Source organism: Citrobacter sp. Cb080, assembly GCF_030334745.1.
GTDB classification, from domain to species: domain Bacteria; phylum Pseudomonadota; class Gammaproteobacteria; order Enterobacterales; family Enterobacteriaceae; genus Citrobacter; species Citrobacter braakii.
The window spans coordinates 1-17,911 of record NZ_JAOWDG010000029.1 but is presented as its reverse complement, the minus strand read 5'-3'; the positions used below and the strand labels follow the sequence as shown (position 1 = coordinate 17,911).

The window sequence follows — 17,911 nt, the reverse complement described above, 5'->3', positions numbered from 1 at the left end:
CCTTTTCACTGGATGAACATTAAGTATAGACACCGCCCTGTAACCGTGGCGCTGCCTGCGCCAGTATCTCAAGAATGTCTTCCACCACCTGCGCAGGTTTATGGGTGGCATCAACGATGTAGTGCGCAGCTTCACGGTACAGAACATCGCGCTGAGCGAGCACTTCCTGCACCTCTTCAGTCAGCGGCTTACCGGTTAAGGTTGGGCGCAATCCCTCTTCAGGCGTGGCCTCCAGACGATCAACCAGTACTGATACCGGTGCGCTTAAATAGATAACCACGCCGTGGCTGCGCATGTAATGACGATTAAATTCGGTAAGAATGATGCCGCCGCCGGTCGCAACAACCGTTGCCGGGGCTGTGACGGCCTGCAGAGCGCTCGTCTCCTGGGCACGAAACCCTTCCCATCCTTCCCTTTCGACGATCTCCGCCACGGTCATCTGCACGTGCGATTGCAACCAGCGATCGGTATCGACAAACTGGAAATCGATAGCCTTCGCCAGCGCCATACCGGTAGTTGTCTTACCACACCCCCGGGGGCCGACAAGATAAAGAGGTTGCGTCATTACAGAAATTCCCCAGGGAGCCGCGAGCGAGCGGGATCTGATGCGGTTAAAGATATAATCATATCACCAAACTAGTACATCGCCAAAACGTAAAGAAAAAATTACATACAGGGTAGCGATACCTATTAACCCCTACTATAACAAGAATTCACCATGAATAAAGTGTAAATAATAAATTACACGTTTTATTTTCTGCGCTGTACTTCCAGCCACCACTTATCAAGCTCAGCAGCAAAATGCTGCCTGTCTCGTGGTGAAAGGCTGTCCGGCCCGCCGGTCTGAATACCGCTGGCGCGTAGCGTATCCATAAAATCACGCATCATCAGACGCTCACGGATCGTGGCTTCGGTATAACGTTCACCGCGCGGATTAAGCGCCGCCGCACCTTTTTCAATGACTTCTGCCGCCAGCGGGATATCCGCTGTTATCACTAAATCACCGGCACTACACTGGCGCACAATCTCGTTATCCGCCACGTCAAACCCGGCGGGAACACGTAATGTGCGGATAAACCGCGAAGACGGGACGCGCAAACTCTGGTTTGCTACCAAAATAAGCGGCATCTGCATGCGCTCAGAAGCGCGGTACAAAATATCTTTAATCACATTCGGACACGCATCGGCATCCACCCATATTGTCATAATTTCTCCCCACTGATGTGCAGTTGCACATTGTCGCGTGCTTTTACTTGCAGGCAAAGTGCTGTTTATCCTTCTGCACATATTCAATCCGCGCTAAGCTTAGCTTTCCTAGGTAAAACAATGAATATCACGCATAGGGAGTGACAAAATGGACAAGAAAATCGGTTTTATCGGCTGCGGTAATATGGGCAAAGCGATACTTGGCGGCATGATCGCCAGCGGCCAGGTTCTCCCCGGACAAATCTGGGTCTACACCCCTTCCCCCGATAAAGTCGCTGCATTGCACGACCAGTACGGTATTAATGCGGCGCAGTCTGCGCAAGAGGTCGCGCAAATCGCTGACATCGTTTTTGGGGCCGTAAAACCAGGCATCATGATTAAAGTGCTGAGCGAAATTACCTCCAGCCTGAACAAAGACTCCCTGGTCGTCTCGATTGCCGCTGGCGTCACCCTCGATCAGCTCGCCCGCGCGCTAGGCCATGACCGTAAAATCATTCGCGCGATGCCAAACACGCCGTCACTGGTGAATGCCGGAATGACTTCCGTCACACCGAACGCCTTAGTCACGCCAGAAGACACCGCCGACGTGCTGAATATCTTCCGCTGCTTTGGCGAAGCAGAAGTCATTGCGGAGGCAATGATTCATCCGGTCGTTGGCGTCAGTGGTTCAGCCCCGGCTTATGTGTTTATGTTTATTGAAGCGATGGCGGACGCCGCCGTGCAGGGTGGCATGCCTCGCGCGCAAGCTTATAAATTCGCGGCGCAGGCAGTAATGGGTTCGGCGAAGATGGTGCTGGATACGGGTAAACATCCCGGAGAACTGAAGGATATGGTGTGCTCGCCTGGTGGAACCACCATTGAAGCGGTACGCGTCCTGGAAGAACGAGGTTTTCGTTCATCAGTGATTGAAGCGATGATTAAGTGCATGGAGCAGTCGGAAAAACTCAGCCGCTCCTGAGTTAACACCGCCGGACGTCAGGCCGCCGCCTCAGTGCGGTTACGTCCGGAATTCTTTGCTTTGTAGAGCGCCATATCCGCCGACTTTAACCATTCTCGATAATGCTCGGTTTCTGCGGTCAGCGGCGCAACGCCCACGCTGATCCGCAGAGCAACCTGCGGTGCGCAGGATAAACGCAGTTGGCCAAGTCGTTCGTGAACGCGAGACATCGCCGCAATCGCGCTGGTTGCCGGCGTGCCGCACATAATCACCGCAAACTCATCACCGCCAAAGCGCCCGATCACGTCGCTACCGCGTAAGGTCATCTGCAACTGGCGGGTCAGCGCGACAATCGCCTGATCCCCAACGTCATGACCCCAGGTATCATTAATGCTCTTAAAATGGTCGATATCGATAATCAGTAACGTGGCGTCACGCTGGTAGCGGCGGCAATTATCAAATTCATTACGCAGTAACAGTTCCCAATGGCGGCGGTTGTACACCCCAGTCATGCCATCTCGCGTACTCATCACCTGTAAACGGCGTTTATGTTCCGCCAGCTTGATGACCGTCTGGTAGCTGACCCAGGCAAACAGCAGCGGATAAATCACCAGCACCGGCAGCGTCAATAGCACGCTAAGTTGAGTACTGCTAAAAGCGACGGAGATATCGGTTAACTGTAACGTCACCAGGCATGAAACCATCATCAAAACGGCGCCTGCGATGAATATTCGCATCCCGCCTGCGCCCATCAGGTTGATGCAGATAATCATCAGCAGCGCCGTGGATGGCAACAGGTTTACGCCCATAATCCCTATCACATACCGGCAAGAATGGCATCGGCTTTTAAGTTGGTAAATTCGATATGCAGAGGATCGTCGGCTTTGCTGGCCAACTGCCAGGCCAAATGCGGCCAGACAAACGCCCATCCCACCAGTAATAGCCACCAGCCCCCGGTAATGGGCTGAGCAACTAATACCGACGCGATAGGGAAAAACATTCCCCCCAATCCCACCGCTCGCGGCAGCCTGATTCGTCGGGCGAATCGCAGACCGGAACGTTGGTGGTCATTTTGATGAAGCGATAAAAATGCTTCATTCGGGACGACCTTCTTTTGATAAAAGTTTTCATCATTCATTGTATTTGGGAATATTCTGAAACAAATTTCCCAAATTATAGGAAGGGGTCTGGTGGCGGAAGTATGATATTTCGGGTGAGCGATTTTACCTGCTCACCCGTAAGTGCTACGCAGATTTTTTCAGGCAAGCGCTCATAAATTTATTACGATCATCACCTTTCAGAGACTGCTCCGTCGCCTTCACGTTACATTCACGCATTTTTTGCTGCTGCGGCGTCAGGCTCTTTTCCTCCGGCGCAGATTTACTGTTTTTCAGGCAATCACTCATATATGTCTTACGCGCATCCCCTTTTAAGGTCTGCGCCGTTGCCTGCTGATTGCAGGTGGTCATACGCTGTTGTTGCGGGGTTAAAGTCTTCTCGGCAGCACCGACGGTAGTTAAAAAAATCAGACCAAAAAGCAGCGTCATTAATAATGTAATTTTCATAGCATCCTTCTTTTCTGAACGACAACACACAGGTAAGTTTGGCTGCTAACGATAAAAATACCACCCGGCGGCAAAAGTATTGCCGCCGGGCGTCGGGTTATTTCAGTCCTAACGCCGCTTTCATGGTGTAAAACAGGTCGGTTTGATCGGTCAGGCCGACCACATTCGCCGCGTGCGGGCCATAGGCTGCAATTCGCAATTGGCTGCCGGTGTGCTCCTGAGATTCCTCTTCAGAGTTGCCGTAGCTGATGACCATGACCGCGCCATCTTTGGTGTTCAGCGCCTGGGTCAGACCAGGCGCTTTGGTATCCGGCGCAACAATCTGGCTGGCATGTGCGTGGTCAGCGGTTACCACCACCAGGGTGTTGCCATCTTTCTTCGCAAAGGCAAGCGCGCGCTGTACCGCCTCGTCCAGATCGACCGTTTCACCAATCTGTCCGCACGGGTTGGCGGCATGGTCCTGTTTATCGATTGACGCCCCTTCCACTTGCAGGAAGAAGCCTTTCTCATTTTTGCTTAACAGCTCAATCGCTTTATCCGTCATCTGCGCCAGCGTTGGCACGCTGTCGTCACGCTTTGGATTTGGCGTACAGGTCACAACCGGCTTATCCAGATTGCCATGATAAGACGCTTTCGGACCTTCCCAGCGCACGGGCATATTGCCGTCAGAGAACAGGCCCAGCAGCGGTTTATCCTGATTAGCTTCGGTAATCGCCGCCAGCGTCGCGGTATCACTCACCATCTGATAACCGCGGGCCAGGGCTTGTTCACGCAACGTTTTACCCTGCCACTCGCCCGCCGCAGCGGTTTCCGCAAACGTTTTGGCCCCGCCGCCCAGCGTAACGTCAGCCCTGGCATTCAGTAATTGTTCGGTGATTGACCCTTTACCGCCTTTTTCCAGCGCATTGGTTGGGCATTTTTCACGTGTCACGCCAGGGCCATAGCACTTACGCGAAGTCACATGGGCAACCAGCGCCGCCGGGGTAGCATCCTGCAATTCAGCGGTAGAAACGTTGCCCGTTGCCAGCCCCGCCGCTTTTGCCATTTCAAGAATTGTGGCGTGATCTTTTTCATGAATATCAACGCCCAGCGCACCATTATAGGTTTTCACACCGGTGGTCCACGCCGTCGCGGATGCCGCAGAATCCGTCACATAATCGGGTTTACCCGTTTTCTTATCCAACGCATAGTGCGTGTATTGTCCGGTCAACGGTAAAGCATCAATTCCTTTAAAAAAGCCGCCTGCGCCTTCGGCATAATTTCGCGCGGCCGTTATTTCTGAGTCACCCATCCCATCGCCAATCAATAAAATAATATTTTTGGCAGGTTTATCGCTCAGAGATTCGCGCAGAGCCGCCGTTTGATCGGCAGACAATCGGCGGGCGCCGCCCGGCGTGGTGATATCACCCTGAGCGGCACGATTATCCATAACCGCTATGGCAGAGGTTTCTGCATTAATAACCGGGGTAAACAGCAAAGGTAACAGGGCAATAGCGAGTGCGCTTTGTTTCACTTTATTTTCTCCATGTATAAATACGGTAAAATTAAAACAAAGCGACTATAAGTATTTGATGTGACACTTTTATGATAATTTGTGGATGACGCACCACGGATTACTCAAAACGCTTTTGGCACACTCTCGCCAGCGTTATGAACGTTGGTCAGAAATGCAGGCATACGGCCTTCTCCAGCCAAAGCCCCCTCAATTTGGCGAATAAATATTTGCCGATCGTTACACGTCATATTGCGCAGCATTTCGATGATTACCTGCTCCAGCGTTTCAACCTGCGCCGTCAGTTCTTGCGACTCTTCTTCTTTTTGGGCGAGCTTAAGTAACAACTCAGTAACGAGATTTTTCATTTACGTATTCCCTTAACCAAATATAGGTCACGTTATCATTAAGACTCACAACTGCCTAGAGGATGAAAGTTGTATTTTCATAAGAAATAAAACGTTTTGCGAAAACAATCACAACACAAAATAAGGGAGAAGGAGTCTTAGCGCAGAATTATTCCATATAAAAGGGTAAGGGGATTAATAATCACCTGGATATATAAATGCATAATGATGGATTAACAACGCTTGCGGGCAGCGTTGTTAATCAGGTACTCAGCGTGCGCAGCGCCGACGTCGCAACGCGATAGCCAGTTGCCAGATGTTGATAAGCACAATGCACGCCGTGGCAATAAACACCCAGCGAAAGCCCGCCATTGCCGAAACCGTTGCCCCCATTAATGGCCCGGCTACGTTGCCGAGGTACATAAATGACTGGTTATAACCAAAAATGCGCCCGGTTATCTGGTCGCTGGAGTATTTCACCAGCAGCGTCTGCACCGCGGGCAACATCGCGCCGTCGGCAAAGCCGAGCAGAAAACGTAAGACCCCCAACTGCAACGGCGTAGTGACCCATGACATGGCGAAAAACAACACGACGGCGAAGATTAACGTGGCCATTAAAATCCGCTCGGTCCCAATACGATCGCCTAATTTACCTAGCCGGGGCGCAGAAATCAGCGCCGAGATGCCCGGAACCGAAGCAATCAGCCCGCTGAGAAAGGCAATATTAGAGCTGTCTGGGACCATTGATTTAATAAACAGCGCCAGAATCGGCCCAATTGAGCCGTTACATAACTGGATCACCATCGTAGTAAAAAACAGGCTGATCACCAGCGCCGGATAAGGCAGCGAGGCAAAGACGGCCTTCCCGCTCAGGCGTTCGCTTTTTTTGATTGTCGGGCGCACACCTTCTTTGATTAAGAACAGCGTGACCAGAAAACTCACTACCAGCAAAGCCGCGGTAATACAGAATACCGCCCGTAAGCCAACGTGGTCGGCAATAAAGCCCCCCATCAGTGGTCCGCCAATAACGCCGCTAATTTGCGCCGTCGAGAGCGTACTCAGCGCCCACCCGCTGCGTTCGCGCGGAACCTGTGAGGCTACCAGCGCCATCGCATTGGGAATATAGCCAGACGTTAACCCCATGACCCCACGCAGCAGAAAAAGCTGCCAAACGTTAGTGGCAAAGGCCTGCAGTAAAATCGCAATCGCCATACCCAAAGAGGCCCGCAGCAGCATCAGCTTGCGTCCTTTACGGTCGGCTAAACTCCCCCACATCGGAGAGACGATGGCTGAAATCAGGAAGGTGACGCTAAACGTTAAGCCAGACCACATTGAGAGTGCTTCATGGGAGCTTACCCCCAGTTGGGAGATATAGAGCGGTAAAAAAGGCAGGATTTGGCTGATTGCCAGGCCGGTGAAAAAGCAACCGAACCATACGGAAATGAGGTTGACTCTCCAGGATTCCATAGGGACTCATAACGATAAGTAGCTGAAAACTGCGAGCAGCTTAACAAATTACTTAGCCAAATAAGGGTCCACAGGTGCGATATATCACAGTTTAGGATTTTATCTTCCCGCTCATCATATTTGTGATATACCTCACATCAACCCCACAATATCAGCAGGGGTTTATGCTCCGCGTCCGTTCTGCGCGTTTGCGCTTATCTGTTCCTCTGTTGCCCACCAAAACAATCTGCCAGAAGCCGAGGAAACCTGCGTTTTGTCGTGGTAATGTATGTGCTTTGCATTCATGGAATGGGTTTTTAAGATGGCAAAGTTGCGGGTAGGAATCGTATTTGGTGGTAAATCAGCGGAACATGAAGTGTCATTGCAATCGGCAAAAAATATTGTCGATGCCATCGACAAGACTCGCTTTGACGTTGTGCTGTTAGGTATTGATAAGCAAGGGCAATGGCACATTAGCGATGCCAGTAACTATCTGCTCAATTCAGATGATCCAGCGCATATTGCGCTGCGTCCTTCCGCGACCAGCCTGGCTCAGGTCCCGGGTAAACAAGAGCACCAGTTGATCGATGCGCAAAACGGTCAGCCACTGCCAACGGTCGATGTTATTTTCCCGATCGTACACGGCACGTTGGGTGAAGATGGCTCTCTGCAGGGTATGCTGCGCGTGGCGAATCTGCCGTTCGTCGGTTCTGATGTCCTGGGTTCTGCGGCCTGTATGGATAAAGACGTGACCAAACGTCTACTGCGCGATGCCGGATTAAACATCGCGCCATTTATTACGCTCACTCGCGCCAATCGCAACCGCATCAGCTTTGCCGAGGTGGAATCCCGACTTGGCCTGCCGCTGTTTGTAAAACCAGCCAACCAGGGCTCGTCCGTTGGCGTCAGTAAAGTGACCAGCGAAGCGCAATACGATCAGGCCGTCGCGCTGGCATTTGAATTCGACCATAAAGTCGTGGTGGAACAAGGGATCAAGGGCCGCGAGATCGAATGCGCGGTGCTGGGCAACGATCAACCGCAGGCCAGTACCTGTGGCGAGATCGTGCTGAACAGTGATTTTTACGCTTACGACACCAAATACATTGACGATAACGGTGCCAAAGTGGTTGTTCCGGCAGCGATCGCACCGGAAGTTAACGATAAGATCCGCGACATTGCTATTCAGGCTTATCAGGCGCTGGGCTGCGCCGGTATGGCGCGCGTGGACGTTTTCTTAACCGCAGAGAACGATGTTGTGATCAATGAGATCAACACGCTGCCGGGCTTTACCAACATCAGCATGTATCCAAAATTGTGGCAGGCGAGCGGCTTAGGCTATACCGATTTGATCACTCGCCTGATCGAACTGGCGCTGGAACGTCATGCGGCGGATAGCGCGTTGAAAACCAGTATGTAAACCCGCCTGGATGCCTGATCGATAGCTATTGGGCATCCTTTGCTTCTTCTTCATCTTCCACGCGGCGACGGATAATTAATCCGGCCAGCCAAAAGCTAATCACCCACGTCACCAACCCCACCGCATAGGTCTGCCATCCCTGCGCTTCAAAACCCAGTAAGCCCACCACCCCGTTCAGAATAAAGATAAGCCCAATAGCGAAGGCATAGTAGTGCCAGTCTCGGCGGATTTTAACAGGCAGGTTCATAACAGCTCCGGTGGAAATACAACGTGAAAGCGCATCCTCGCACATTTCCTCATAGACGTCTGTGGCCTGTGCGGAATTTCTGAAATGTAACTTGATTTCACTTAAGGTTACGTAATTGTGACAACCAGCAAAAAACCGAGATCCAGGAATAATCTCTACCTGAAATTACCATCATTCTGATATTGACATTGCCGATCACCTGTCAGACTCACTGTCAGTTCCAGGCATCACGTCAAAAAAAGCAGGTTATTTCCGGAGGTCTTTATGGCTGATTTTACGCTCTCAAAATCCCTGTTTAAGGGCAAACATCGGGATACCTCCTCCCTGCCCGGCAACATTGCGTATGCCGTATTTGTGCTGTTTTGCTTTTGGGCAGGCGCGCAGGTTTTAAATCTGTTGGCCCACGCTCCCGGCATCTATGAACAGCTGATGCAGTTGCAAATGCAAGAGACAGGACGCCCACGAGTTGAAATTGGCTTAGGCGTCGGTACCCTTTTTGGGCTGGTCCCTTTCCTTGCCGGAAGTCTGATTCTTGGCGCCATCGCGGCATTCGTGCGCTGGCGCCGCCGTCATCATAATGATGACTGACCCATACATTTCGCCCGACGATCGTCCACGCGTTTCGCAAACCACGCGGTAGTCAGATTACGTGTAATCTTCGGGCTTTCCAGCTGAATGCCTGGCAGCATTTCACGGGGTAGCGCTTTCCCAGTCTTCGCTTCCGCCAGCTTATAGACCTTCTCGTACAGAGTGGTATCTTCAAAAGCCAGACTGTCACCTTTTTGCAGTTGACGGTGGATCTCACTCTCGCTCATCCCCAGCTTCCCGGCCAGTTTACGTACCGCCAGCTCGGTTTTGCCCGGCTCGCTGCTGCCGTAGAGAATCAAGTCACCATCCATCGCCAGCTTCACTCCGCTGGCTTTACTGACCGCATTCTGGAAAGCCGCATTGCGGCTGGCATACCATCCCGCATTGAAATCAGCGAAACGGAAGATTGGCGCGCTGTAATTCGCCGGGTAGTTAAGCAGATGATACGTACCGAACCACAGCCCACCACGGCGGCTGAACACTTCCTGACGAACTGTTCCGGCCATTTTCCACGGATACCCATCGGCGTGCTGCTCGGCAAACGCGATACTGACCTGCATTGGCCCACCGGTATGTACCGGATTAAGCGAACCAAACAGCGTCTGCCCCATCGGTACCATATTGATAAAATCATCAAAAATGGCGCTAAGCTGTTTTTCCGTTTTCACCGTATCCAGACGCTCGCTGTAGCTTTTCCCCGTTGGCGAGTTAATCTTCAGTGCGGTATGCACCACAAACTGCGGGATATGCATACGCTCGGCGCGCCGGTCGATCTCTTTCCAGGCGATTTTACTTAAGTTTGGAACGGCCGGATCAGCCTGATAGTTTGACTCCTGTTGCGCAACCGCCAGCACCGAACAGATATTTTCAACCGTCGGCGCCAGCTTCTGGCTTTCAAACGTCTTCGCTAAATCCTGCGCCCATGCGTCCCGGTCTTTCACGCTGGCGGGCATTTTCTGGCGCACCACGCTCGCCACATCGACGGCTTTCTCCCCTTTTTTTAGCGGCTGCGCGGGTTGGCTACTACATCCCACCAGCACCAGAGCGGCCAGACCGGACAAGGGGTAAAGACGGGAAACCGTCGACATAACATCTCCTTTTTTATTAACTAAGCGTATGGGTAACTTCCTGAATATCCTGACCATCAAGCTCACGTTCAAAGCTGCGCAGACGCTTATAAATAGACATCAGTTCTACTAACGTTGTCCAGGAGTTAATCAAATACTGGAACGAGCCTCGCACCTGGCCAAACACGTTGGTGATTTGCGTCATCAGGCCGAGCGTAATCGTACCGGCAACAATCGACGGGAACAGCAAGAACAAGCCGAAAACGTTATCAACCTGCAGGTATAGAATACGGGCGATATTGAAGTACATATAGTGAAAATAGAGGCGGAAGTAGTTCTGGCGCACCGCATGGAACAGTTCACGCACCGTCGGCGGGGTCGCACGATTAGCGTCATCTTCGCCGTAAACCAGTTCTTTACGGTAGGCCGCTTCCACGCGCTGGTTTTTAAACTCCAGCCCCGGAAGTTTGATGCCGACTACCGCCAGCAAGCCGGTTCCCATCAACGACCAGACAATCGCGGCAATCACCAGGCCATAAGGAACATGTCCAACAATTGGCAGGTCCGGCACATGGGCTGAGAGAGTGACCAGGACAGGTAAGAAGGCAATCAGCGTCATAATCGCATTGATAAAGCTGACCCCCATATCTTCAAGCGTGGAGGCAAAACGCATGGTATCTTCCTGCACACGCTGCGCCGCGCCTTCGATATGACGCAGATGCTGCCAGTGCGCCATATAGTGTTCGTTCATTGCGGTACGCCAGCGGAATACATAGTGGCTGACGAAGAAGTTGTTCATCACCCCAATGACCACGGCAATCAGCGCAATGCCAAGAAAGATGCCTACTTCATGATAGAACTGCTCAATCTTCACCTTATGCGGCGCACTCAACGCGGATTGAATCAGATCATAGAATGGCGCATACCAGGCGTTGACGGCGACGCCAACTTCAACCAGAAACCAGGTCACGAAAATAATCAGCGACGTGCCCAGTATGGACCAGTACTGCCAGCGGTGCGGGCTGTAGATAAACCAGAACAGCGCGAACACGCCAACACAAAGAATGTAATACGCATAAAAAATCAGGTAATCCAGTGACCAGAATCGGGCCGCGCTAATCGGTACATCTCCCGACGCGCCGGTAATATGTGCAACCCAGGCTCCCCCACCTCCTTGCCAGAATACAACGGCGACCAGTGCCCAAATAAATGCCGAAATAAAGAACGGCCCCGGCTTTGGGAAAAAAGACTTAAACATAGTGCTCTCCTGCTAACTTCTTATCGTTATGACGACTGCTGTGTATTTGCCACCGTGGAGTGCGGCGGCCAGACGGCTTACGCCCAAAAACACAAGCTGAAACCGACAAGTGTGACCAAAACCGCGGCACTTAGTTCGCACCCGGGTATGAAGAATTGTTTCTGTGATTTTCACACTCGACAACGTTCCAGCAAGTGCAGATTATCACAGCGTGAGATCACAAAAGCGAACATCCGTAATCCGGGAAACGCTCGCGTTTACTCATCGTTACGTTTTTCACACTATCATTGGCTGATAAGCGCTTTGCAATACGCCGATGAGTAGTATAAATACGCATACGCACGACATCCTTTTTCACTTTCTCTAACTCATGGACACCACCGTTGAAACGTAGTCTGCTTTTTTCTGCCGCGCTGTGTGCGGCGTCATTGACATCTGTCCAGGCGGCACAGCCTATAACCGATCCGGTCTTCGCCTCTGATATCGTCGATCGTTATGCCGACCATATATTTTACGGCAGCGGTGCTACGGGGATGGCGCTCGTGGTGATTGATGGTAACCAGCGCGTATTTCGCAGCTTCGGCCAAACACGCCCTGGCAATAACGTCCATCCGCAGTTGGATTCCGTTATTCGAATTGCCTCTATTACTAAATTAATGACCAGCGAAATGCTGGTGAAATTACTCGATCAGGGTACGGTTAAACTCAACGATCCATTGAGCAAATATGCGCCGCCTGGCGCGCGCGTGCCGACTTATCAGGGCACGCCGATCACGCTGGTGAATCTGGCGACGCATACCAGCGCGCTACCGCGCGAACAGCCTGGCGGCGCGGCGAAGCGCCCGGTGTTTGTCTGGCCAACCCGTGAACAGCGCTGGAGCTATCTCTCAACCGCCACGCTTAAAGCCGCACCGGGTTCGCAGGCTTCTTATTCCAACCTGGCGTTTGACCTGCTGGCCGATGCGCTAGGAACCGCATCCGGAAAGCCTTATCCGCAGCTGTTTGAAGAAAAAATTACCCGTCCGCTGGGGATGAAAGACACCACCTTTACCCCATCCCCCGATCAATGCAGACGCCTGATGGTCGCGGAAAAAGGCGCCAGTCCTTGCAACAATACCCTGGCGGCGATGGGCAGCGGCGGTGTTTATTCAACACCCGGCGATATGATGCGCTGGATGCAGCAGTATCTCTCATCTGATTTTTACCATCGTAGCCAGCAGGCCGACCGTATGCAGACGCTGATTTATCAGCGTACGCAGTTAACCAAAGTGATAGGGATGGATGTTCCGGGTAGAGCCGATGCGCTGGGTTTGGGCTGGGTCTATATGGCGCCGAAGAATGGGCGACCGGGAATTATTCAAAAAACTGGTGGCGGCGGCGGCTTCATTACCTATATGGCGATGATCCCGCAGCAAAACGTCGGGGCATTTATCGTGGTGACCCGCTCTCCGCTAACCCGCTTTACCAATATGAGCGACGGTATCAACGATCTGGTTGCAGAGCTGAGCGGGAACAAACCGCAGGTTATTCCTGCATCCTGACTTAATACTCAAAAGGCAAACGGTTAATGCTCACCAGTTTGCCTTTATTCATTTCAATGTAACCACCTTTACGCAATGCCGCGAGAACCTCAGCGACAACTGAGCGTGAAATTCGCGTGCGTTGGTGAATATAGTTCATGACGCCGATACGCGAACGCAGTACGTCGTCCCATTTCATCATGGATATCAGCGTCGCGCGGATCTGATCGTAGGAGTTATTGCCGATCAGCTGCAGATCGCGCAACTCAAACATGGAGTTTTGCCATGCCAACCAGCAAAAGGCTTCACGCCAAAGCTGGCATTGTTCAATTATATTTATCGTTTGCGAAGCAGGCAGGTGGTATCCCGTACAATTACTTTCGGTTATTAATTTGTATTGTACATCTGTTTTCATCACGCCATCAGAAAGGCCCATAATAAAAGGCGCCTGTGCAATCCCGACCAGTACGCATTCCCCTCTACGTAAGGAAACAACACCACTTAAAATAATGAAAGTATCATCACTATTAATATCACCGGAATAAATTATTTCTTTTTCGTTCCCACACTCAAAGTGTTTACCATATTTCGCTAAACATTTATCAAGCTTACCAAACTCAAGAAGAGGTTTATTTGAAGATAGCATGTGCGCATTCCTTGCAAGAAATGCCCGTCAAATCCGTGACGGGCATTATTCTAAATTAAATTACCTTTTATTTCTCTGCGAGAAAGTTGTTACCAGGTATATTTAACACCAACGTTTGCAGACCAGTCTTGATCGACATCACCACCACCGAGGTAATTAGCATCAGTGTATGCGCTGAAGTTCTTGGTGAAGCTAAACTGAGTACCCAGTCCAACGCGTACCGCAGAACCTTCTACGCCGTTGTCGATAGAATCACCGTTTACATCAGAATCGTTGTTAGAGTCGTCGTAAACGTAGGCCAGTTTGAAGTACGGGGTCAACGCCTGGTCATCGCTGTAGGCGAAGGTATAACCTGCATCTACACCAAGTTCATAACGCATGCTGTCATAAGACTGACCGTCAACTTTCATGTCGTTGCTCAGCTTATAGTCATCACCAGACTGGAACAGACCGGATACGCTACCGTAAGGGGTTACGTAACCTGCGTCACCCAGCTTCAGGTCATAACCCAGTTTCAAGCCAAAGCCCCAGGCATCAGAAGAGGTGCTGCCATCAACATACTGACCGTTGCTCATGCTGGCAGACAGATCGTTGTTGAAGTGGGAGTAGCTTAAGTTACTGTCAACAAAGATGTTGTTCGCAAAACGAGCAGAAGAGTAGATATAGGCAGTCTGGCTATCCTGATCTACCTGGCCGGTACGATCACTCATGTCACCTTTCGCGAAGCCTGCCGCAGCACCGACAATCCACTTAGCGTTGTTACCATCGATTTTGGAATCAACACCGACCATGATGCCGTTAACATCCTGATCATAGTTAATGTTGCCGTTATCCGCATCGAAGCTGCCGCCGAAGTAGCTCACCCATGCACCACCGTTATCTACCAGACCATGACGCGCGTTAGTCAGACGAGTACCAACGGTGTCTTGTTCCAGGTTCCAGATATTCGTATTGGCAGACGGAATGCTCAGCGCCATGTTCGCGTAGTCGGTCAGCTCCATCTGCTGCAGAACAACGGTGTTACCCTGCTGCTGAGCCTGATAGGTGTAAGCACCCAGGTCTGCTTTGTTGGCTGCAGAGAAAGTTGCGGTGCTGTTCGTGTCGTTAACGTAGATCAGCTCGTTACCGTTGTAATCAGCAACAGAACCTGCGCCAGTGGCGTTATCGATGCGAACTTTATAGTTACCGGTTGCCGCTGCTACGTGATCACCGTAGTTATCAACTTCAGACTGATCGCCTGAGGTGTCAGAATCGCCGTTACCGTTGGTAGTCAGATGACCATCAGAGTTCATCGCGATCACGCCATAACCGTAGTTAGCCTGGCGCGTATCGTTGGTACGATCGTTGGTCAGGTCAGCATTCAATACATAGTTAGCGCTGTTGATGTCGAAAACACCCGCATTAACATGGTTGTAAGCGTCGGTGTAGCTGGTCAGATTCAGGGTATCAACCTGCAGCGCGTTCCCGGTGCTGTTGCCCACATCCAGAACGCCGTTGTTGGTGACGTTAATGGTATTGGCATACAGCGCGGCATTAAGCACATTCCAGCCAGCAGAGACATCATCAGCAATCGTTACGGTACTGTTGTCAATAGACAGCGTATTAGTCGCAACACGACCATCTTCATTGATGTTCAGTGCGGAAGCACCGGTCAGAGTGATGGAGTCAGAAACCAGCGCAGAATCACCCACGTTGACAACGGAACCGCTGTTGATGCTCAGAGTGTCAATCAGAGAAGTTTTGGTGGTATCCCACTGGGAAGCGCCGTTCAGCGTCACGTTGAACAGACCGCTCTGATAAACGGTATTGCCAACCACATGACCATTTTCGTCATAGGAGGATGTGTCGCTATCGATACCGTAGGTTGAAGAAGGCCACAGGCTGTTGGCAGCGATATCAATCAGCGTAGCGGTGGCTTCAGTGCCCTCAGCATAGCTTTCGTAAACACCATCACCATCAACGTCAACCTGATGGACGGACATTGCCGCACCAACCCACTTGCTGCCGTGGTTCAGGGTCAGATCCAGACGGTCAGTACCATCCCAGCCGTTGGTATCCAGATCGGCATCAGTATCGCGGTAAGTATCAGCACCGTTCGGGAAGAAGTTCTCATCAAAGTTGCTGGAGAACAGCACATCGCCCATCAGCGTAGCGTTATCAAACGTGGCGGTGGTCTGCATCGCGTTATCTGCATTGGGATTAGCAATAACCGCCAATGCGATATCATTCGCGTTCCAACCGTTACCGTTGTAGTCGCTCGCATTGCTGGTGTTACCAAACCAGCCGGATCTTCCTTCATCAGACCAGGAACCTGAGGTCAGGGTAGAGTCGGTAACAGCGATAGTGTTGTTAAACACTTCGCCGCTGTTTACGCCGGTGATGACGGTATTATCGTCAATATCTTCCCACTCATAACCCTGAGTCAGGGTAATACCCGCGACGTGAGAGTTGTTGGAGATAGACAGATCAACTTCTTGATCCAGAGTGATAGCCGTACCCAGGTTATAAACGTCGACAACGTGCGTATCAGCCACGTCATTATAGGTACCGTTGTAGGTATAATGTTCGTAGTTGTCATCGATAGTGGAGTTGATGACGTTCATTGCCAGACGGTCGTAGTAATAGTCGGTACCCGTACGGTTAGTACAATCCGTGGTCATACACTCGGATGTCACCATACCGTGAATGGTACTGTTTTTAATCGTCAGGCTGTTATAATTGCCGTTAGTTGACAGTCCATCATCCAGATAATAAGTAGAAATAACGCCGTTGACAGTAGCGTTATTGATTACCGGATAAATATCACCGTTATAAATGCTATCAGTGCCGTAATTGTTCCAACCGACATAGCCATCGAAGTAAACGTCATCAACATGTGATGCGTCATTATAATGGGTGAACGTTGTGTAAGTAGTTCCAGAAATATCAGTAGAAGCATTCGCCTGAGAAGTGATTGCCAAAGTACAGGCTAATGCTAAGGAAGGTGCGAATAAGCAGGTCATTTCTTCCCAAGCTGACTCGCTGATTAAAATTTCGCGGATCTGGGCCGATTTTTTTCCCGCAAACACATCGAATCAGCCTATTTAGGCTATTTTTTCCACCATTTCTGGCGTTATTTCCGGTTTTTACTGAGATCTCTCCCACTGACGTATCATTTGGTCCACCCGAAACAGGTTGGCCAGGGTGAATAACATCGCCAGTTGGTTATCGTTTTTCAGCAGCCCCTTGTATCTGGCTTTCACGAAGCCGAACTGCCGCTTGATGATGCGAAACGGGTGCTCCACCCTGGCACGGATGCTGGCTTTCATGTATTCGATGTTGATGGCCGTTTTGTTCTTGCGCGGATGCTGCTTCAAGGTTTTTACCCTGCCGGGACGCTCGGCGATCAGCCAGTCCACATCCACCTCGGCCAGCTCCTCGCGCTGTGGCGCTCCTTGGTAGCCGGCATCGGCTGAGACAAATTGCTCCTCTCCATGAAGCAGATTACCCAGCTGATTGAGGTCATGCTCGTTGGCCGCGGTGGTGACCAGGCTGTGGGTCAGGCCACTCTTGGCATCGACACCAATGTGGGCCTTCATGCCAAAGTGCCACTGATTGCCTTTCTTGGTCTGATGCATCTCCGGATCGCGTTGCTGCTCTTTGTTCTTGGTAGAGCTGGGTGCCTCAATGATGGTGGCATCCACCAAAGTGCCTTGGGTCATCATGACGCCTGCTTCGGCCAGCCAGCGATTGATGGTCTTGAACAATTGACGGGCCAGTTGATGCTGCTCGAGCAGGTGGCGGAAATTCATGATGGTGGTGCGATCCGGCAGGGCGCTATCCAGGGATAATCGGGCAAACAGGCGCATGGAGGCGATTTCGTACAGGGCATCTTCCATGGCACCGTCGCTCAGGTTGTACCAATGCTGCATGCAGTGAATACGCAGCATGGTCTCCAGCGGATAGGGCCGTCGGCCATTGCCCGCCTTGGGATAAAACGGCTCGATGACAGCGGTCATATTCTGCCATGGCAGAATCTGCTCCATGCGGGAGAGGAAAATCTCTTTTCGGGTCTGACGGCGCTTAGTGCTGAATTCACTATCGGCGAAGGTGAGTTGATGGCTCATGATGTCCCTCTGGGATGCGCTCCGGATGAATATGATGATCTCATATCAGGAACTTGTTCGCACCTTCCC

General features: G+C 51.3%; 16 protein-coding genes and 1 pseudogene. 4 read left to right on the top strand and 13 right to left on the bottom strand.

Annotation, left to right across the window (positions count from 1 at the left end; all coding sequences use genetic code 11):
- Nucleotides 1-19 precede the first annotated feature (19 nt).
- A complete protein-coding gene (gene aroL / locus OGV38_RS04370; protein ID WP_016155838.1) occupies nucleotides 20-565 on the bottom strand; it encodes a shikimate kinase AroL in 546 nt (181 codons plus the stop codon).
- Between the two features lie 185 nt (nucleotides 566-750).
- Entirely contained in the window at nucleotides 751-1,206 is a 456-nt protein-coding gene (locus OGV38_RS04365; protein WP_016155837.1) for a YaiI/YqxD family protein, read from the bottom strand.
- A gap of 148 nt (nucleotides 1,207-1,354) precedes the next feature.
- Between OGV38_RS04365 and proC the strand changes: the two genes are divergently transcribed.
- A complete protein-coding gene (gene proC, locus OGV38_RS04360) occupies nucleotides 1,355-2,164 on the top strand; it encodes a pyrroline-5-carboxylate reductase (RefSeq protein WP_016152005.1) in 810 nt (269 codons plus the stop codon).
- Between the two features lie 17 nt (nucleotides 2,165-2,181).
- Here the strand turns inward: proC and adrA are convergent.
- From adrA to OGV38_RS04335, 5 genes and pseudogenes are all read right to left on the bottom strand, one after another.
- Nucleotides 2,182-3,296: pseudogene (gene adrA / locus OGV38_RS04355) on the bottom strand (diguanylate cyclase AdrA).
- A gap of 91 nt (nucleotides 3,297-3,387) precedes the next feature.
- Nucleotides 3,388-3,708 (bottom strand): phosphate starvation-inducible protein PsiF, encoded by a 321-nt coding sequence (gene psiF / locus OGV38_RS04350; RefSeq protein ID WP_003830956.1) that lies wholly within the window; start codon nucleotides 3,706-3,708, stop codon nucleotides 3,388-3,390.
- Between the two features lie 97 nt (nucleotides 3,709-3,805).
- Nucleotides 3,806-5,221 (bottom strand): alkaline phosphatase, encoded by a 1,416-nt coding sequence (gene phoA, locus OGV38_RS04345; protein ID WP_019076143.1) that lies wholly within the window; start codon nucleotides 5,219-5,221, stop codon nucleotides 3,806-3,808.
- A 104-nt stretch (nucleotides 5,222-5,325) separates the two neighbouring features.
- The gene (locus OGV38_RS04340; protein WP_016152002.1) at nucleotides 5,326-5,568 is read right to left on the bottom strand and encodes a sigma-S stabilization anti-adapter protein IraP; all 243 of its coding nucleotides are present in this window, start codon (nucleotides 5,566-5,568) and stop codon (nucleotides 5,326-5,328) included.
- A 249-nt stretch (nucleotides 5,569-5,817) separates the two neighbouring features.
- Nucleotides 5,818-7,014, bottom strand: coding sequence for a multidrug efflux MFS transporter (locus tag OGV38_RS04335; protein ID WP_153646518.1), 1,197 nt, complete (start codon nucleotides 7,012-7,014; stop codon nucleotides 5,818-5,820).
- Between the two features lie 301 nt (nucleotides 7,015-7,315).
- Here OGV38_RS04335 and ddlA point away from each other — a divergent pair, with 301 nt between their 5' ends.
- Nucleotides 7,316-8,410: a D-alanine--D-alanine ligase gene (gene ddlA, locus OGV38_RS04330; RefSeq protein ID WP_103766482.1), complete on the top strand. Its 1,095-nt coding sequence runs from the start codon at nucleotides 7,316-7,318 to the stop codon at nucleotides 8,408-8,410.
- Between the two features lie 25 nt (nucleotides 8,411-8,435).
- On the opposite strand, the gene OGV38_RS04325 is transcribed toward ddlA, so the two are convergent.
- Nucleotides 8,436-8,657 carry a DUF2754 domain-containing protein gene (locus OGV38_RS04325; RefSeq protein WP_019076140.1) on the bottom strand — a complete coding sequence of 74 codons (222 nt, stop codon included), beginning with the start codon at nucleotides 8,655-8,657 and terminating at the stop codon, nucleotides 8,436-8,438.
- 264 nt (nucleotides 8,658-8,921) lie between these two features.
- Here OGV38_RS04325 and OGV38_RS04320 point away from each other — a divergent pair, with 264 nt between their 5' ends.
- Nucleotides 8,922-9,245 (top strand): DUF2755 family protein, encoded by a 324-nt coding sequence (locus OGV38_RS04320; protein ID WP_016151998.1) that lies wholly within the window; start codon nucleotides 8,922-8,924, stop codon nucleotides 9,243-9,245.
- Here OGV38_RS04320 and OGV38_RS04315 read toward each other — a convergent pair.
- A complete protein-coding gene (locus tag OGV38_RS04315) occupies nucleotides 9,230-10,333 on the bottom strand; it encodes a DUF1615 domain-containing protein (protein ID WP_047416936.1) in 1,104 nt (367 codons plus the stop codon). The genes OGV38_RS04320 and OGV38_RS04315 overlap by 16 nt on opposite strands.
- A 16-nt stretch (nucleotides 10,334-10,349) precedes the next feature.
- Entirely contained in the window at nucleotides 10,350-11,570 is a 1,221-nt protein-coding gene (gene sbmA / locus OGV38_RS04310) for a peptide antibiotic transporter SbmA (RefSeq protein ID WP_016155831.1), read from the bottom strand.
- A 383-nt stretch (nucleotides 11,571-11,953) separates the two neighbouring features.
- On the opposite strand from sbmA, the gene ampH reads away from it, so the two are divergent.
- Nucleotides 11,954-13,111 carry a D-alanyl-D-alanine-carboxypeptidase/endopeptidase AmpH gene (ampH, locus tag OGV38_RS04305; RefSeq protein WP_286472977.1) on the top strand — a complete coding sequence of 386 codons (1,158 nt, stop codon included), beginning with the start codon at nucleotides 11,954-11,956 and terminating at the stop codon, nucleotides 13,109-13,111.
- A 1-nt stretch (nucleotide 13,112) separates the two neighbouring features.
- Here the strand turns inward: ampH and iprA are convergent, their stop codons facing one another.
- From iprA to OGV38_RS04290, 3 genes are all read right to left on the bottom strand, one after another.
- On the bottom strand, nucleotides 13,113-13,736 hold the full coding sequence (gene iprA, locus OGV38_RS04300; protein WP_104651293.1) for a hydrogen peroxide resistance inhibitor IprA: 624 nt from the start codon (nucleotides 13,734-13,736) through the stop codon (nucleotides 13,113-13,115).
- 89 nt (nucleotides 13,737-13,825) lie between these two features.
- Entirely contained in the window at nucleotides 13,826-16,738 is a 2,913-nt protein-coding gene (gene ehaB, locus OGV38_RS04295; RefSeq protein WP_286472975.1) for an autotransporter adhesin EhaB, read from the bottom strand.
- 123 nt (nucleotides 16,739-16,861) lie between these two features.
- A complete protein-coding gene (locus tag OGV38_RS04290; RefSeq protein WP_000019450.1) occupies nucleotides 16,862-17,842 on the bottom strand; it encodes an IS5-like element ISKpn26 family transposase in 981 nt (326 codons plus the stop codon).
- Nucleotides 17,843-17,911 lie beyond the last annotated feature (69 nt).

Excerpts from the sequence above, each read along its gene's own strand:
- sbmA (WP_016155831.1), bottom strand. The coding sequence starts at position 11,570 with ATGTTTAAGTCTTTTTTCCCAAAGCCGGGGCCGTTCTTTATTTCGGCA.
- ehaB (WP_286472975.1), bottom strand. The coding sequence starts at position 16,738 with ATGACCTGCTTATTCGCACCTTCCTTAGCATTAGCCTGTACTTTGGCA.
- OGV38_RS04320 (WP_016151998.1), top strand. The coding sequence starts at position 8,922 with ATGGCTGATTTTACGCTCTCAAAATCCCTGTTTAAGGGCAAACATCGG.
- psiF (WP_003830956.1), bottom strand. The coding sequence starts at position 3,708 with ATGAAAATTACATTATTAATGACGCTGCTTTTTGGTCTGATTTTTTTA.
- proC (WP_016152005.1), top strand. The coding sequence starts at position 1,355 with ATGGACAAGAAAATCGGTTTTATCGGCTGCGGTAATATGGGCAAAGCG.
- OGV38_RS04365 (WP_016155837.1), bottom strand. The coding sequence starts at position 1,206 with ATGACAATATGGGTGGATGCCGATGCGTGTCCGAATGTGATTAAAGAT.
- OGV38_RS04325 (WP_019076140.1), bottom strand. The coding sequence starts at position 8,657 with ATGAACCTGCCTGTTAAAATCCGCCGAGACTGGCACTACTATGCCTTC.
- OGV38_RS04340 (WP_016152002.1), bottom strand. The coding sequence starts at position 5,568 with ATGAAAAATCTCGTTACTGAGTTGTTACTTAAGCTCGCCCAAAAAGAA.
- iprA (WP_104651293.1), bottom strand. The coding sequence starts at position 13,736 with ATGCTATCTTCAAATAAACCTCTTCTTGAGTTTGGTAAGCTTGATAAA.
- ddlA (WP_103766482.1), top strand. The coding sequence starts at position 7,316 with ATGGCAAAGTTGCGGGTAGGAATCGTATTTGGTGGTAAATCAGCGGAA.
- OGV38_RS04315 (WP_047416936.1), bottom strand. The coding sequence starts at position 10,333 with ATGTCGACGGTTTCCCGTCTTTACCCCTTGTCCGGTCTGGCCGCTCTG.
- OGV38_RS04290 (WP_000019450.1), bottom strand. The coding sequence starts at position 17,842 with ATGAGCCATCAACTCACCTTCGCCGATAGTGAATTCAGCACTAAGCGC.
- OGV38_RS04335 (WP_153646518.1), bottom strand. The coding sequence starts at position 7,014 with ATGGAATCCTGGAGAGTCAACCTCATTTCCGTATGGTTCGGTTGCTTT.
- aroL (WP_016155838.1), bottom strand. The coding sequence starts at position 565 with ATGACGCAACCTCTTTATCTTGTCGGCCCCCGGGGGTGTGGTAAGACA.